Source organism: Ureibacillus thermophilus (genome assembly GCF_004331915.1).
GTDB lineage: Bacteria > Bacillota > Bacilli > Bacillales_A > Planococcaceae > Ureibacillus > Ureibacillus thermophilus.
This window is the reverse complement of the sequence record NZ_CP036528.1, coordinates 405,406-419,416: the sequence shown is the minus strand read 5'-3', so window position 1 is coordinate 419,416 and position 14,011 is coordinate 405,406. Positions and strand designations below refer to the sequence as shown.

Here is a 14,011-nt window from a genome sequence, read left to right as displayed (position 1 = left end):
ATGAAAGCAGTATCCACTACAAATGCTCCTAAAGCAATTGGGCCATATTCTCAAGGAATTATTGCAGGGGGATTTTTCTTTAGTTCCGGCCAAATTCCTTTGACCCCAGAAGGCGAATTAGTAGAAGGAGACATCGTTGCACAAACAAACCAAGTTTTTAAAAATTTGAAAGCTGTTCTTGCGGAAGCAGGGCTATCCCTAAATAATGTAGTTAAAACAACTGTATTTTTAAGCGATATGAATGATTTTGCCAAAATGAATGAAGCATATGAAGCAAATTTTGGCGATCATAAACCTGCCCGCTCTGCAGTAGAAGTTGCTCGACTCCCAAAAGATGTAAAAGTGGAAATTGAAGTTATAGCTGTATTTGAATAAAGAATAAGCGGTGAATTCCATATTGAAATTCACCGCTATTTTTGTGCGCCCGTCATGTACATGAACGATAGGGTGTAAGTCCCGAAGACAGAAGTAGAGGTTAGCTCAACGCAAGGGTGTCCGTGGTGACGCGGAATGTGAAGGAAGCTGGAGGCAAAACACCGGTCTGAGGAACACGAACTTCATACAAGGCTAGGTATGATTGAGTGAGTTTGCAAAACAAAACAAAGCTCTTTCTGTCGAAGGTCATATCGAGTAAATGAGGCGGATAGATGGTGTGAAAGTGCATGTACTTACCCGGGTAGGTCTGGCGGATAGGTGAAGTACGCTTCATAACCTACTTAGTGATAAGTAGCTGAACCGTCAGAAGTCAGCAGAGGTCATCGTATTAGTTGGTTTAGAACTACTAAGAAGGACCGAACAATTAAGAGAGAATAGCCCTTGGCATTCAGTGGGTCATGATGAACACAGAAAACGTAGTACCTCACTTGAGGAAGGAAGCGGTGAATCCCGTGGGGGTCCTCTTGGAGCGTGGAGTGACCACTGGCATAAAGAGAACAGCTATTCACGGAAGTTATAAAAACTTGCGTCAATGATCTTAATTGAACTGCCGTATACGGAACCGTATGGTGTGAGAGGACGGGAGTTCATCGCTCCCTCCTACTCGATATGTCATGCTCATGAATCCGAACGTCTATTTACAAAAATTAAAAACACTTAAAAATTATTTGAAAATTTCTCAAAACCTAGAAGGATTTTTTTTTAGATTTGTAGAATCATAATATTTCAGAGGCACCATAGAAGAAGAGAGGAGTGAAAAAAATGGAAGTGACTGACGTAAGATTACGCCGCGTGCAAACGGATGGACGCATGCGTGCTATTGCTTCCATCACACTAGATGATGAGTTTGTAGTTCATGATATTCGAGTGATTGATGGAAATAATGGGTTATTTGTGGCTATGCCAAGCAAAAGAACGCCAGACGGAGAATTCCGCGATATTGCGCATCCAATTAATTCAAAAACACGCAGCAAAATCCAGGATGTGGTGTTAGCTGCTTATCATGCTGCTGGTGAAGAAAAGGCAGAAGCGCAAAGCGAATCTCAATTAGAAGAAGCAAACGCATAAAATAATAGTGTCCCAAGAGTAAGGTATTTTACTTTTGGGACACTTTCTTTTTTTTATGTTAAAAAACAGCTGGAAATTCGTACTTTCATAAAGTTTCAATAAAAAAATAATATGAAATCAGAAACAAAAAAAATATAATAGAGAGGAAGACGCGATGCCTTAACACCCAACCTTGAAAATCGAACAAAATTACTATATAGTCATAAGAGAACATGAGCTGAAATTGGGGGACTTTGAATGACGAATATTTTTGCGATTGTATTGGCTGCCGGCCAAGGAACTCGCATGAAGTCCAAATTATACAAAGTATTACATCCAGTATGTGGAAAGCCTATGGTAGAACACGTTGTTGACAATATACTAACTTTAAATGTTAATCGTATTGTAACAATCGTTGGTCATGGTGCAGAAAAAGTGAAAGAACAACTTGGAGATAAATCTGAGTATGTACTTCAAGAAGAGCAGCTTGGCACAGCCCATGCCGTCATGCAGGCAGAATCATTGTTAGGTGATTTAGAAGGCGTTACATTTGTTGTTTGTGGAGATACACCTTTAATTCGCCCGGAAACGATGAAAGCGCTTTTCGAACATCACGTTGCTCAAAAGGCAAAAGCTACAATTTTAACGGCTATTGCGGATGATCCAACAGGTTATGGCCGGGTGATTCGCAATGAAGAAGGGCAAGTAGCGCAAATAGTAGAACATAAAGATGCAACACCAGAGCAGCGATTAGAAAAAGAAATTAACACTGGCACCTATTGCTTCGATAACAAGGCATTGTTTGAGGCATTAAAGCGAGTGAATAATAACAATGCGCAAGGTGAATATTATTTGCCGGATGTAATTGGAATTCTTAAGGAAAAAGGTGAAATTGTTACCGCTTACGTCTGTGAAGATTTCAATGAAACCCTTGGCGTAAATGATCGGATTGCCTTATCTCAAGCGGAAGAAATAATGCGTGAACGCATCAATCAAAAGCATATGGCCAATGGAGTAACGATTATTAATCCATCGATGACACATATTAGTATTGAAGCTGAAATAGGCCGCGATACGATCATATATCCGGGTGTTGTCATTGAAGGAAAAACAGTGATTGGCGAAGATTGCATCATTGGTCCGAATAGCCAAATTATTAACAGCCAAGTGGGCAACCGGTCAGTTGTAAAACATTCCGTAGTGCAACAAAGCGTGATCGGAGAAGATACTTCTGTTGGCCCGTTTGCTCATTTAAGACCAGAAGCGGAATTGGGTAATCATGTAAAAATTGGAAACTTTGTAGAAGTGAAGAAAAGTACAATTGGAGATGAAACAAAAGTATCTCATTTGAGTTATATAGGCGACGCAGAGATTGGGAAAAATGTTAATATAGGATGTGGGTCTATTACCGTTAACTACGACGGTAATAATAAACATAAAACCATTATTGAAGACAATGTATTTGTTGGATGCAATTCCAACTTAGTAGCTCCTGTTACATTGAGAACAGGGTCATTCATTGCGGCTGGATCCACGATTACAAAAGAAGTGCCGCAGGATTCACTGGCGATTGCTCGCGCTAGACAAGAAAATAAAATTGACTATGCAAAAAAATTAAGATAATTAGGAGGCCATCATGCCGTATTCATACGCTGATTCTAAATTAAAAATATTTTCGTTAAATTCAAATTATCCATTAGCACAAGAAATTGCTGAACTAATGGGTGTAGAATTAGGAAAATGTTCTGTAAAACATTTTAGTGATGGGGAAATTCAAATCAATATTGAAGAAAGTATTCGCGGTTGCGATGTATTCATCGTCCAATCTACTTCCTATCCAGTGAATGAACACTTAATGGAACTTTTAATTATGATTGATGCCGTAAAACGCGCATCTGCCCGCACAGTGAATGTGGTAATTCCTTATTATGGATATGCCCGCCAAGATCGTAAAGCAAAAGCGCGCGAGCCAATTACAGCAAAATTAGTAGCTAACTTATTAGAAACTGCTGGCGCAACTCGCGTAATCGTGCTCGATTTACATGCTCCTCAAATTCAAGGATTCTTTGACATTTTAATCGACCATTTAATGGCGGTTCCATTAATTTCTGAATACTTTAAATCAAAAGGCTTCTCAGAAGATGAAGTAGTAATCGTTTCACCTGACCACGGTGGCGTAACGAGAGCCCGTAAAATGGCTGAGCGTTTGAAAGCACCAATTGCCATTATCGATAAACGCCGTCCAAAACCAAACGTGGCAGAAGTGATGAATATCGTTGGGAATGTGGAAGGAAAAATTTGTATCTTAATTGATGATATTATCGATACAGCCGGAACGATTACAATTGGTGCCAATGCATTGCTTGAAAATGGAGCAAAAGAAGTATATGCATGCTGCACACATCCAGTGCTATCAGGTCCGGCAATTGAGAGAATCCAAAACTCTGTCATTAAAGAATTAGTGGTGACAAACACGATTAAATTGCCAGAGGAAAAAATGATTCCAAAAATTACTCAATTATCTGTAGCCCAATTAATGGCGGAAGCAATTTCCCGTATCTACGAAAACAAATCAGTAAGTACATTATTTGATTAATTATAAAAAATGTAGACAAATCTTTCCGGATTTTGTCTACATTTTTTTATTTTGGGCAGAATAGTGAAGAACACATACTTTTCTGAAAAGCTTGTGTAATAAATGGAAACTTTCAAAAAGTGGACTATAATAAGAATTGGGTAGTCCATCATTTTCTATAGGAGGGGTAAAAAGCATGAGCACAGTATTACAAGCGACAAAACGTAAGACTGGTGTGCGTTCAGAATTGACCCAACTTAGAAAAGGAGGAAAATTACCTGCCGTTATCTACGGCTATGATATCGAAAATACTCCGATTGCCGTCGATTATAAGGAAATTGCCAAAGAAGTGCAAAAAAGAGGAAGAACGAGTATTTTCGATTTGGATGTGGAAGGAAAAAGAGTAAAAGCACTGATTCAGGAAGTGCAAAGAGAGCCATTAAAAGGCACAGTATTGCACATTGATTTTTATTCCGTCAATATGGAGCAGGAAGTGGAAGTAGATGTTCCTATCCATGCTGTTGGTGAATCAGTCGGAGTGAAAGAAGGGGGCGTATTAACGCAAATTTTAGATACGCTCAAAATTAAAGTGAAGCCGGCTGAAATTCCTGAGAAAATTGATATTGATATTACTACATTAGGTATTGGGGATACAATTTTTGTGAGTGATATTCGAGATAGAGTCGATTATCAAATTATAGAAGGCGATGATGTGACAATCTTTACAGTCACTTCACCGGCTACTGCCCGCGATGCCGGACAAGGCGATGACGATAATCAAGATATAAAAGCAACAGAAGCACCGGAATCTCAAGCATAATAGTGAAGGGGGCGTCTGAAAAGTCATTTCAAGACGCCCCCTTTGCGGCTTTAGCTAGAGTTTTTGCCGCAGATAAATTGCGGACGAGGCGGCGCGTTTTGTAACCACCGCAGGGAAAGTTTTTAAGAGAATATTACTATAAGAAGTAAGGCTGTTTCCGAAAGTGTTCGACTTTCTGAACAGCCCCTTTTTGTATATGATTTTATAATGAATAGAATTTATTGTTGCTCATTCTTTTATGTAGGAACTCTTATATATTCTGTGTTAAAATAAGCAACGATTAGATATAATAAAAGGAATGGTTTCATGAAACTAATTGTTGGTTTGGGAAATCCAGGAAAACAGTATGAACGTACGCGGCATAATATCGGTTTTATGTGTGTGGATGCATTGGCAAATAAATGGAATGTTTCATTAAGCGACATGAAATTTAACGGTATGTATGCCATTGTACATCGGCCAGAAGGTAAAGTGATGCTATTAAAACCGCTCACTTATATGAATTTATCCGGTGAATGTGTTCGGCCCATCATGGATTACTTTGATATAGATATTGACGATATCGTTGTCATTTATGACGATTTAGATTTAGAAACTGGAAAGCTTCGATTGCGGGAAAAGGGAAGCGCTGGGGGACATAATGGAATGAAGTCGCTCATCCAGCATCTTGGAACACAAGAATTTAAGCGTATTCGCGTCGGCATTAATCGGCCTCCAGCTGGCATGAAAGTGCCGGATTATGTGCTTTCCAAATTTTCAAAAGAAGAACAACCGATTATTGAAAAAGCGGTTGAAAAAGCAGTTCAAGCTTGTGAAATGTGGCTTTCAAAAAAATTTATTGATGTTATGAACGAGTTTAATTAAATCTTGTAAGGTGCATAATTGGTGATGGAACAGTCTATACTTGGAATATACTTAGCTTTCGAAGGAGGTCCAGTATGACTGTTCGTTACCGCTGCAGATATTGTGATACTGAATTGGGCACTTTACCATTTAACGAAGAAGAAACAATCCGCAAGATTCATTTATTTGAAGTAGGGGAAATAGAAGAATTTATTGAAAAGGATGAACTGGGAGTAACGACGATCCATTGCATTTGCGAGCATTGTGAAGAATCCTTGCGTCAATTTCCTGATTACTATGCCTTAAATAAGTGGATTCAATAAATTGAGCGTACGCTTTGGGCTTCTCAGTCCAAGGCTTTTCCAATATTTATAAATTTTAGTAGGGAACGGCATATTTTGATGGTTTCATAGAATCCATATGGGGACGCCTTTTGGAAGGAGGTACAGCTTATGAGAGTAATGACTCAATTATTCTCTCAAGAAAAACATATAAACAAGTTAATAAACGATTTAAAAGAGCAATCGGTGAAATCTCAATTGGTTACAGGGTTGACAGGCAGTGCACGCGCTGTAATGATCGATGCTCTTTTTAAAGAATTAAATCGTCCTTTATACATTATTTCTCCTAATTTATTGCAGGCTCAAAAGTTAGTAGATGATTTAACATTCCTTGCAGGAGAAGAATATGTGCATTATTATCCAGCCGATGAGTTTATCGCTTCGGATATGACGGTGACATCACCGGAGCTAAGGGCAGGGCGGATTTCTACAATGGATCACTTGGCAAGAAAAGAAACGGCCATATATGTGATTCCAATTGCAGGTATGAGAAAATATATGACGCCTGTGGAGCAATGGAAACAAAATCTATTAGAAGTGCAAGTCGGACAAGAAATTGATATAGACCAATGGCTTTCGAAATTAGTCGAAATGGGTTACACCCGAAGCCAAATGGTAACAACCCCAGGTGAGTTTGCATTGCGTGGAGGAATACTAGATATCTATCCACCTTATGCAGAGTCACCGTTTCGTATTGAACTTTTTGATACGGAAGTAGATTCCATTCGCGAATTTTCAGCGGATGATCAGCGTTCCATCAAAAAAATAGACCAATGCCGGATTCTTCCCGCCATTGAATTATTGCTCACAGCGGATCAGCGCATTCAGCTGGCAGAGCGGCTTGAAAAAGCGCTCGCCAAAAGCATCAAAAAGGTTAAAAAACAGGAAGTACAAGAAGCATTGTATGAAAATATTCAGTACGATATTGAAATGCTGAAACAAGGAAATCTGCCTAATCATGTTACGAAGTATGGTTCTTTGTTATACGACAAGCCGGCATTTTTAGGAGATTATTTTTCGCAAGAAGGAATTATTTTATTCGATGAGCTAGGGCGGATTCAGGAAGTATCCGAAGCTTGGGAACGGGAAGAGGAAGAATGGTTCATTTCATTAATTGAAGAAGGAAAAATGGTACATGATGTTCAGCCTTCCTATCCTCTGAAAGAAATTTTTTCCATGTTAAACTTGCCGAAAATTTATTTCAACTTATTTACGCGCACGTTTACAGGTATTCGTTTCGACCAAACGTTGAATTTTTCTTGCAAACCAATGCAGCAATTTCATGGACAAATTTCTCTCTTGCAAAGTGAAATTGAACGCTGGAAACGGGAAAAATTTACGGTGTTATTGGTGGCAGATGGAAAACAGCGTTTAGAAAAAATAAAAAACATGTTGGAAGATTATCAGATTGACGTGACCATTGGGCCGCCGACAGGAAACGGGATTTACTTAGTAGATGGAATGCTTACAGCCGGGTTTGAACTACCTTTGCAGCGCATTGCCGTTGTGACAGATGATGAATTATTTAAGCAACGTACAAAGCGGAAAAAATCAAGACCGCAAAAAATGACCAATGCGGAGCGGATTAAAAGTTATACGGAAATTAAACCGGGAGATTATGTGGTCCATGTGCATCACGGAATCGGGAAATATGTCGGCATTCAAACGCTAGAAGTAAACGGCACCCATAAAGACTACCTCCATATTCTCTACCGAGGCGATGACAAATTATTCGTTCCAGTCGACCAAATTGACTTAGTGCAAAAATATGTTTCTTCGGAAGGAAAGGAACCAAAGCTTCATAAGCTGGGCGGTACGGAATGGAAAAAGGCAAAGGCAAAAGTTTCATCCGCTGTTAGGGATATTGCGGAAGAACTCATCAAGCTCTATGCAAAAAGGGAAGCAGAAAAAGGATATGCCTTTTCTCCTGATACCGATGAGCAGCGGGAATTTGAAAGTGCTTTTCCATATGAAGAAACGGAAGACCAGCTTCGAACAATTATGGAAGTAAAGAGAGATATGGAACGGGAACGGCCAATGGATCGGCTCGTTTGTGGAGATGTAGGATACGGAAAAACGGAAGTAGCTATCCGTGCTGCTTTTAAGGCGATTATGGATGGCAAGCAAGTAGCGTTTCTTGTGCCAACGACCGTTTTAGCTCAGCAACATTATGAAACCATCAGCGCAAGATTTGAGGATTATGCCATTAATGTAGGTTTATTAAGCCGTTTCCGAACAAGAAAAGAACAGGCGGAAACTATTAAAGGACTAAAAGATGGAACAGTGGATATTGTCATTGGCACCCATCGCTTGCTCTCAAAAGATGTCTCTTTTAAAGATTTAGGTTTATTGATTGTCGATGAGGAGCAGCGTTTCGGAGTGGCCCATAAAGAAAAAATTAAACAATTAAAAACGAACGTGGATGTGCTCACTTTAACGGCCACGCCGATTCCAAGAACGCTTCATATGTCGATGGTCGGCGTAAGAGATCTTTCTGTCATTGAAACACCTCCGCAAAACCGCTTCCCGGTTCAAACTTATGTAATGGAATATAGCCCAGCTTTGGTTCGGGAAGCCATTGAGCGGGAGATGGCGCGTGGAGGGCAAACCTTCTACTTATATAACCGTGTGGAAGACATGGCGAAAAAAGTAGAGGAAATTCAATCCCTTGTGCCTGAAGCCCGGGTGACATACGCCCACGGCAAGATGACAGAAACCCAATTAGAATCTGTCATTCTTAGCTTCTTAAACGGAGAATTCGATGTGCTTGTAACGACGACTATTATTGAAACCGGCGTGGATATGCCAAATGTTAATACGCTAATTGTTCAAGATGCAGATAAGATGGGGCTTTCCCAGCTTTATCAGCTGCGCGGACGCGTGGGAAGATCAAACCGGGTGGCTTACGCTTATTTCATGTATCAGCGGGATAAAGTGCTGACAGAAGTAGCTGAACAGCGTTTACAAGCCATTAAAGAATTTACAGAGCTAGGTTCCGGATTTAAAATCGCCATGCGCGACTTATCCATCCGAGGGGCGGGGAATCTGCTTGGCGCCCAGCAGCATGGCTTTATTGATACCGTAGGATTTGATCTATACTCTCAATTATTAGAAGAGGCCATTGTGGAGCTGAAAGGGGAAAAACGGGAAGAAAAACCGGAAGTTGAAATTATTCTCCATGTGGATGCGTACATTCCGGATCAATATATTCCTGATGGCTATCAAAAAATCCAAATGTATAAACGAATTAAAGCGATGGAAAATCCGGAAGATTATCACGAAATCCTCGAAGAATTGCACGACCGGTTTGGAGATATGCCTTCGGAAACAGAAAGATTATTACGCATTGCAAGAATTAAAGCGTGGGCAACGCAATCAGGAATTGTTTCCATTAAAGAAAAGCAAAAAGTCATTTCCATTGTCTTTTCTGAAGAAGGTACAAAAAATGTTGATGGCTCCGTTGTAGTGACCGAAACGATGAAATTTGAAAAAGCGGTTGGCTTCAGCATGGATGGACCAATTTTAACAGTGACGATTGACGAGAAAAAATGCGGAAAACATGCTCCATTGGATGTGTTGGAACAGGTTGTTGAAATAATTTATAAGGCAAGGAAGAATAATGTAGTGGAACAAGAAGCAAAATAAGATTGTAAAGATGACCCAAACTATTTTGGGTCATTTTGTTTCCTTTGAATTGTTATATTTTAAAATTTTTGGGGCATAATAATTTTACAAATTTTCGCCGAGATAAAAATTATTTACTCCAAATCCTCCGCATGTATTTTTTGCATACTTTAGTTAAAGAATAAACATACTAACTGTGAAATAAAGATTTCAGAAAGCGAGGCAGCAAAGATGAAAGCAACAGGAATAGTTCGTCGTATTGATGATTTAGGTCGTGTTGTAATTCCTAAAGAAATTCGTAGAACGATGAGGATTCGAGAAGGAGATCCTTTGGAAATTTATACGGATCGCGAAGGAGAAGTTATTCTGAAAAAGTATTCGCCGATTAATGATTTAGGCGAGTTTGCAAAAGAATATGCGGAATCTTTGTATGAAACAATCGGAACGCCTGCGTTGATCAGCGACCGTGATGAAATGATTGCTGTCGCAGGGTTGTCGAAGAAAGATTATACGAATCGTCGTCTCTCCAGTTTTGCGGAGGAATTCATGAAACAACGATCTATTGTTTTGGAAAAGAATGAAACGACGATTGAATTAGTGCCTGGCCAATTTGAACAAGTGAAATCCTATTGTGTGGCGCCGATTGTTGTAAACGGTGACACGATTGGGGCCGTATACTTGCTTTCAAAAGTTCATAACTTAAGTGAAGTGGAGCAAAAAGCGGCGGAAACGGCAGCTAATTTCCTAGCTAAACAAATGGAAAACTAAATGAACCTAAAAGAGGCTGGGACAAATCTAAAAAGAGGCTGGGACAAAACCCCCTCTAAAATGGAAACAGCCCATGAAATTTTGGAATGAAATTTCATGGGCTGTTTTTCATTTTTTCAATAAAAAATGATAAATGGAAAAAGGAGAATTTGAGTTGGCTCAAATTCTCCTTTTTCCTATCTAGAAGCTAGTTTTGTCCCAGCCTCTTTTTTGATATGTTATTAAAATTGATTTCCGTTCCGGGGACGCTTTCCGCGGGCCCGGCTCGAGCCTCCTCGGAGCTCATTCCTTCGCTCCTGCGGTGTCTCGAGAGGGCTCGTCGCAGGAGTCGCCCCGTCACTCCAATCAATTTTTAGTTATATCAATTTTTTATCAAAACTCTTTCAACTGCCCCTTTAATTTTTTGTTTATGTCCCATCCTCTTTTTCATTGTTTTTGGTATACTTTCTATTATGTAGAAAGGAAAGAGAATAAAGATATGCCTAATTCAATCGGAATGAAAGGATATATGAAAGGGGCATTGCTTCTAACTATATCCTCCATTATCGTAAAAGTGATGAGCGCCATTTACCGAGTTCCTTATCAAAATTTGGTGGGGGATGCGGGTTTTTATATTTATCAACAAGTGTATCCGTTCATATCCTTTTTTGTCGCGTGGACATCGGGAGGATTTGCCGCAGCCATTTCAAAAATGCTGGCTGATGCAGAGCTGAGCCCGGATGCTTCACGGAAAAAAAGCGCCATTTCCCAAACGGTATTTTTATATTTGGCAGGACTGTCCCTGTTCTTTTTTTCTTTGTTGTTTTTTGGCGCAAATTTATTGGCGAGCTGGATGGGGGATGAAGAGTTATCTCCATTGCTGAGGACGGGTTCCTTTGTGACATTGTTTATGCCGTTTTTAGCGCTTATGAAGGGGGCATTTCAATCAAGGGGTGAGATGGCTCCAGTTGCTAAAGCCCAAGTATTTGAGCAATTCATTCGAGTGACGATTATTTTAGCAGGAGCTTTTTTTGTCATGGCTACATCCCGCTCTCTTTACGCAGCAGGACATATGGCGGTGTTGGGAACGGTTGTTGGCGAAGTGGCAGGAATAGTGTGTTTATTTTATTTTGCTAAAAAACGATTTTCTCCCTTTTCATTTGAATGGGCATGGACCCGAGAAAAGAAGTGGCCTATCATCAAAGAAGTGACTTTGCTAAGCATCAGTATCAGCATGAGTAGTTTGTTGCTTTTATGTTTTCAACTGATTGATTCGTTTACGGTTTATTCATTGATGGTGGAAAGCGGCATGAATTCCCAATTAGCGAAGGAAACGAAAGGAATTTATGACCGTGGCCAATCGCTTGTTCAGTTAGGACTTGTCATTGCCTCCTCGCTATCAGTGGCCGTTGTTCCAATTGTGGCAGTACAATCGAAAAAACAGGCAGGGAGAGGCACAAAGCCTTTTATGCAATTAACTTATCGGGCGGCGCTTATTTTCGGGGTGGCCGCTTCCCTTGGTCTCGTCATCGTCATGCCTTATGTCAATGAGATGCTGTTTGAAACAAATTCACTGCAAAATGTTTTATCGATTTATGTTTTACAAATCATACCGCTTTCCATCATTTTGACATTTACAGCAATCCTGCAAGGTTTAGGGAAACTCAAAGTGCCCTTTTTCATTTTATCAGGAGCGATTCTTTTGAAAGGAATCGGCAATCTGATCCTTGTTCCGTTCTGGAATGTGCAAGGTTCAGCGTTGTCAAGCAGCACAGTGCTGCTCATTGCGGCGATCCTATTAATTGCTTATTTAAAAAAATTGACGCAGCTTCAATTGGCTCCTCTTCATTTTTACATAAAATTAGCCGGTGCAAGCCTTGCGATGACTTTGGCGGTGCAATTATCTGATGAATGTTTTGAGCGTTTCAGTGGAATCATGGCTAACAACAGAATGGAAGCGGCTGTTTTCGGCTTCGTTTTAATTGCAATCGGAGCATTTGTATTTTTAACTTTTGTAGCAAAATTAAGAATGCTCTCGGAAAAAGAATGGTTTTTCATTCCTTTTGGCCGTCGGATGGCTGCTTATCAACTTTGGTTAAATAAAAGAAAGTAGGTGGATGCATGCAGATCACAATTGTTGGATTAGGCGCATCAGATTACGATCAGCTGCCAATAGGTGTCTATAAAAAATTAAAAGAAGCAAAGAAAGTATTTGTCCGCACGATGGATCATCCGGTTCTTCATGAATTGCAAAAAGAAGGGTTGCATTTTGAGAGTTTTGATGAAGTTTATGAAAAACATGATTCTTTCCAACCGGTTTATGAAGAGATAGCGGAACGATTAATGGAAGCTGCAAAAAATGAGCCGATTGTATACGCAGTCCCAGGCCATCCCCTTGTAGCGGAGCAGACGGTCCAATTATTATTGGAAGCTGAAAGACAGGGAAAAATTCAATTATCTATTCAGGGCGGGCAAAGCTTTTTAGATGCGATTTTTGCTGCATTGAAGATTGATCCGATTGAAGGTTTTCAATTGTTGGATGGTACAAGCTTTTCCATTCATGACGTCAATATGCGCTCCCATGTACTAATTGCTCAAGTGTATGACCAATTCAGCGCCTCTGAAGTGAAATTAACATTAATGGAAAAATATCGGGAAGATTATCCTGTAACAATTGTGACAGCAGCTGGCTCCAAAGAAGAACAGCTGAAAACCGTACCTCTTTATGAACTGGACCAAGCAGTGGAAATCAATAATTTAACGACGATTTACGTTCCGCCTGTCGAAAATCACTTGGATGCGTTGAAAGATTGGACTACTTTCCGGAATATAGTAGCGACGCTTCGAGGCCCAAATGGCTGCCCTTGGGACCGGGAACAAACCCATGAAAGCTTAACAAGATTTTTAATTGAAGAAACCCATGAGTTTATTGCAGCAGTAGAGGAAAAAGATGATTTTGGCATGGTGGAAGAACTAGGGGATATTTTGCTGCAAGTTTTCCTTCATGCCCAAATTGGAGAAGACGAAGGATATTTCAATTTAGAAGAAGTATTGGAAAGCATTTCAGACAAAATGATTCGCCGCCATCCTCATGTTTTCGGCGACCTTTCTGTAAAAGATGCCGATGAAGTCGTATTTAACTGGGAAGAAATAAAAAAACAAGAAAAGGGAGAACAAAAGGTATCGCTGCTTAAAGGAGAATATCGTCCAAGCTCGTCCCTTGAAACAGCATATAATTATCAGAAAAAGGCGGCTTCCGTAGGTTTTGACTGGCCGGATGCAAGCGGAGCCATCAAGAAATTTGAAGAAGAGTGGCAGGAATTATGCGATGAATTAGAGAATGGTACAAACGAAGGGAAATTGGATGAATTTGGGGATGTCTTGTTCACCCTTGTCAATATTGCAAGATTTTATAAAATCTCTCCTGAAGAGGCTATGGTCCACGCCAATGAAAAGTTTGCAAGACGATTTCGATTTGTGGAAGAGCAAGTAAGAAAAAGCGGAAAAACTTTTGCGGATTTTACGCTGGAACAATTAGATGAATTTTGGAATGAAGCAAAACAATTAGAAAAGGAGTAA

11 protein-coding genes are annotated in these 14,011 nt (G+C 39.9%); all 11 read left to right on the top strand.

Features of this window, described 5'->3' with window-relative positions; genetic code table 11:
• Positions 1 to 375 carry a RidA family protein gene (locus DKZ56_RS01995; RefSeq protein ID WP_208651036.1) on the top strand — a complete coding sequence of 125 codons (375 nt, stop codon included), beginning with the start codon at positions 1 to 3 and terminating at the stop codon, positions 373 to 375.
• Positions 376 to 1,197: 822 nt separating this feature from the next.
• Entirely contained in the window at positions 1,198 to 1,503 is a 306-nt protein-coding gene (spoVG, locus tag DKZ56_RS01985; RefSeq protein ID WP_208651035.1) for a septation regulator SpoVG, read from the top strand.
• Between the two features lie 237 nt (positions 1,504 to 1,740).
• Positions 1,741 to 3,105 carry a bifunctional UDP-N-acetylglucosamine diphosphorylase/glucosamine-1-phosphate N-acetyltransferase GlmU gene (gene glmU / locus DKZ56_RS01980; RefSeq protein WP_208651034.1) on the top strand — a complete coding sequence of 455 codons (1,365 nt, stop codon included), beginning with the start codon at positions 1,741 to 1,743 and terminating at the stop codon, positions 3,103 to 3,105.
• A 13-nt stretch (positions 3,106 to 3,118) separates the two neighbouring features.
• Positions 3,119 to 4,078, top strand: a complete 960-nt coding sequence (locus DKZ56_RS01975) for a ribose-phosphate diphosphokinase (protein WP_208651033.1) — start codon at positions 3,119 to 3,121, stop codon at positions 4,076 to 4,078.
• Between the two features lie 175 nt (positions 4,079 to 4,253).
• Positions 4,254 to 4,877: a 50S ribosomal protein L25/general stress protein Ctc gene (locus DKZ56_RS01970; RefSeq protein ID WP_208651032.1), complete on the top strand. Its 624-nt coding sequence runs from the start codon at positions 4,254 to 4,256 to the stop codon at positions 4,875 to 4,877.
• A gap of 306 nt (positions 4,878 to 5,183) precedes the next feature.
• Positions 5,184 to 5,741: an aminoacyl-tRNA hydrolase gene (pth, locus tag DKZ56_RS01965; protein ID WP_208651031.1), complete on the top strand. Its 558-nt coding sequence runs from the start codon at positions 5,184 to 5,186 to the stop codon at positions 5,739 to 5,741.
• A 74-nt stretch (positions 5,742 to 5,815) separates the two neighbouring features.
• A complete protein-coding gene (locus DKZ56_RS01960; protein WP_208651030.1) occupies positions 5,816 to 6,043 on the top strand; it encodes an anti-sigma-F factor Fin in 228 nt (75 codons plus the stop codon).
• A gap of 129 nt (positions 6,044 to 6,172) precedes the next feature.
• Positions 6,173 to 9,706: a transcription-repair coupling factor gene (gene mfd / locus DKZ56_RS01955; RefSeq protein WP_208651029.1), complete on the top strand. Its 3,534-nt coding sequence runs from the start codon at positions 6,173 to 6,175 to the stop codon at positions 9,704 to 9,706.
• 210 nt (positions 9,707 to 9,916) lie between these two features.
• The gene (spoVT, locus tag DKZ56_RS01950) at positions 9,917 to 10,453 is read left to right on the top strand and encodes a stage V sporulation protein T (RefSeq protein ID WP_208651028.1); all 537 of its coding nucleotides are present in this window, start codon (positions 9,917 to 9,919) and stop codon (positions 10,451 to 10,453) included.
• Positions 10,454 to 10,931: 478 nt separating this feature from the next.
• The gene (locus DKZ56_RS01945) at positions 10,932 to 12,545 is read left to right on the top strand and encodes a putative polysaccharide biosynthesis protein (RefSeq protein WP_208651027.1); all 1,614 of its coding nucleotides are present in this window, start codon (positions 10,932 to 10,934) and stop codon (positions 12,543 to 12,545) included.
• 8 nt (positions 12,546 to 12,553) lie between these two features.
• Entirely contained in the window at positions 12,554 to 14,011 is a 1,458-nt protein-coding gene (gene yabN / locus DKZ56_RS01940; protein ID WP_208651026.1) for a bifunctional methyltransferase/pyrophosphohydrolase YabN, read from the top strand.

Coding starts and splice junctions, on each gene's coding strand:
- DKZ56_RS01995 (WP_208651036.1), top strand. CDS start 1: ATGAAAGCAGTATCCACTACAAATGCTCCTAAAGCAATTGGGCCATAT.
- spoVG (WP_208651035.1), top strand. CDS start 1,198: ATGGAAGTGACTGACGTAAGATTACGCCGCGTGCAAACGGATGGACGC.
- glmU (WP_208651034.1), top strand. CDS start 1,741: ATGACGAATATTTTTGCGATTGTATTGGCTGCCGGCCAAGGAACTCGC.
- DKZ56_RS01975 (WP_208651033.1), top strand. CDS start 3,119: ATGCCGTATTCATACGCTGATTCTAAATTAAAAATATTTTCGTTAAAT.
- DKZ56_RS01970 (WP_208651032.1), top strand. CDS start 4,254: ATGAGCACAGTATTACAAGCGACAAAACGTAAGACTGGTGTGCGTTCA.
- pth (WP_208651031.1), top strand. CDS start 5,184: ATGAAACTAATTGTTGGTTTGGGAAATCCAGGAAAACAGTATGAACGT.
- DKZ56_RS01960 (WP_208651030.1), top strand. CDS start 5,816: ATGACTGTTCGTTACCGCTGCAGATATTGTGATACTGAATTGGGCACT.
- mfd (WP_208651029.1), top strand. CDS start 6,173: ATGAGAGTAATGACTCAATTATTCTCTCAAGAAAAACATATAAACAAG.
- spoVT (WP_208651028.1), top strand. CDS start 9,917: ATGAAAGCAACAGGAATAGTTCGTCGTATTGATGATTTAGGTCGTGTT.
- DKZ56_RS01945 (WP_208651027.1), top strand. CDS start 10,932: ATGCCTAATTCAATCGGAATGAAAGGATATATGAAAGGGGCATTGCTT.
- yabN (WP_208651026.1), top strand. CDS start 12,554: ATGCAGATCACAATTGTTGGATTAGGCGCATCAGATTACGATCAGCTG.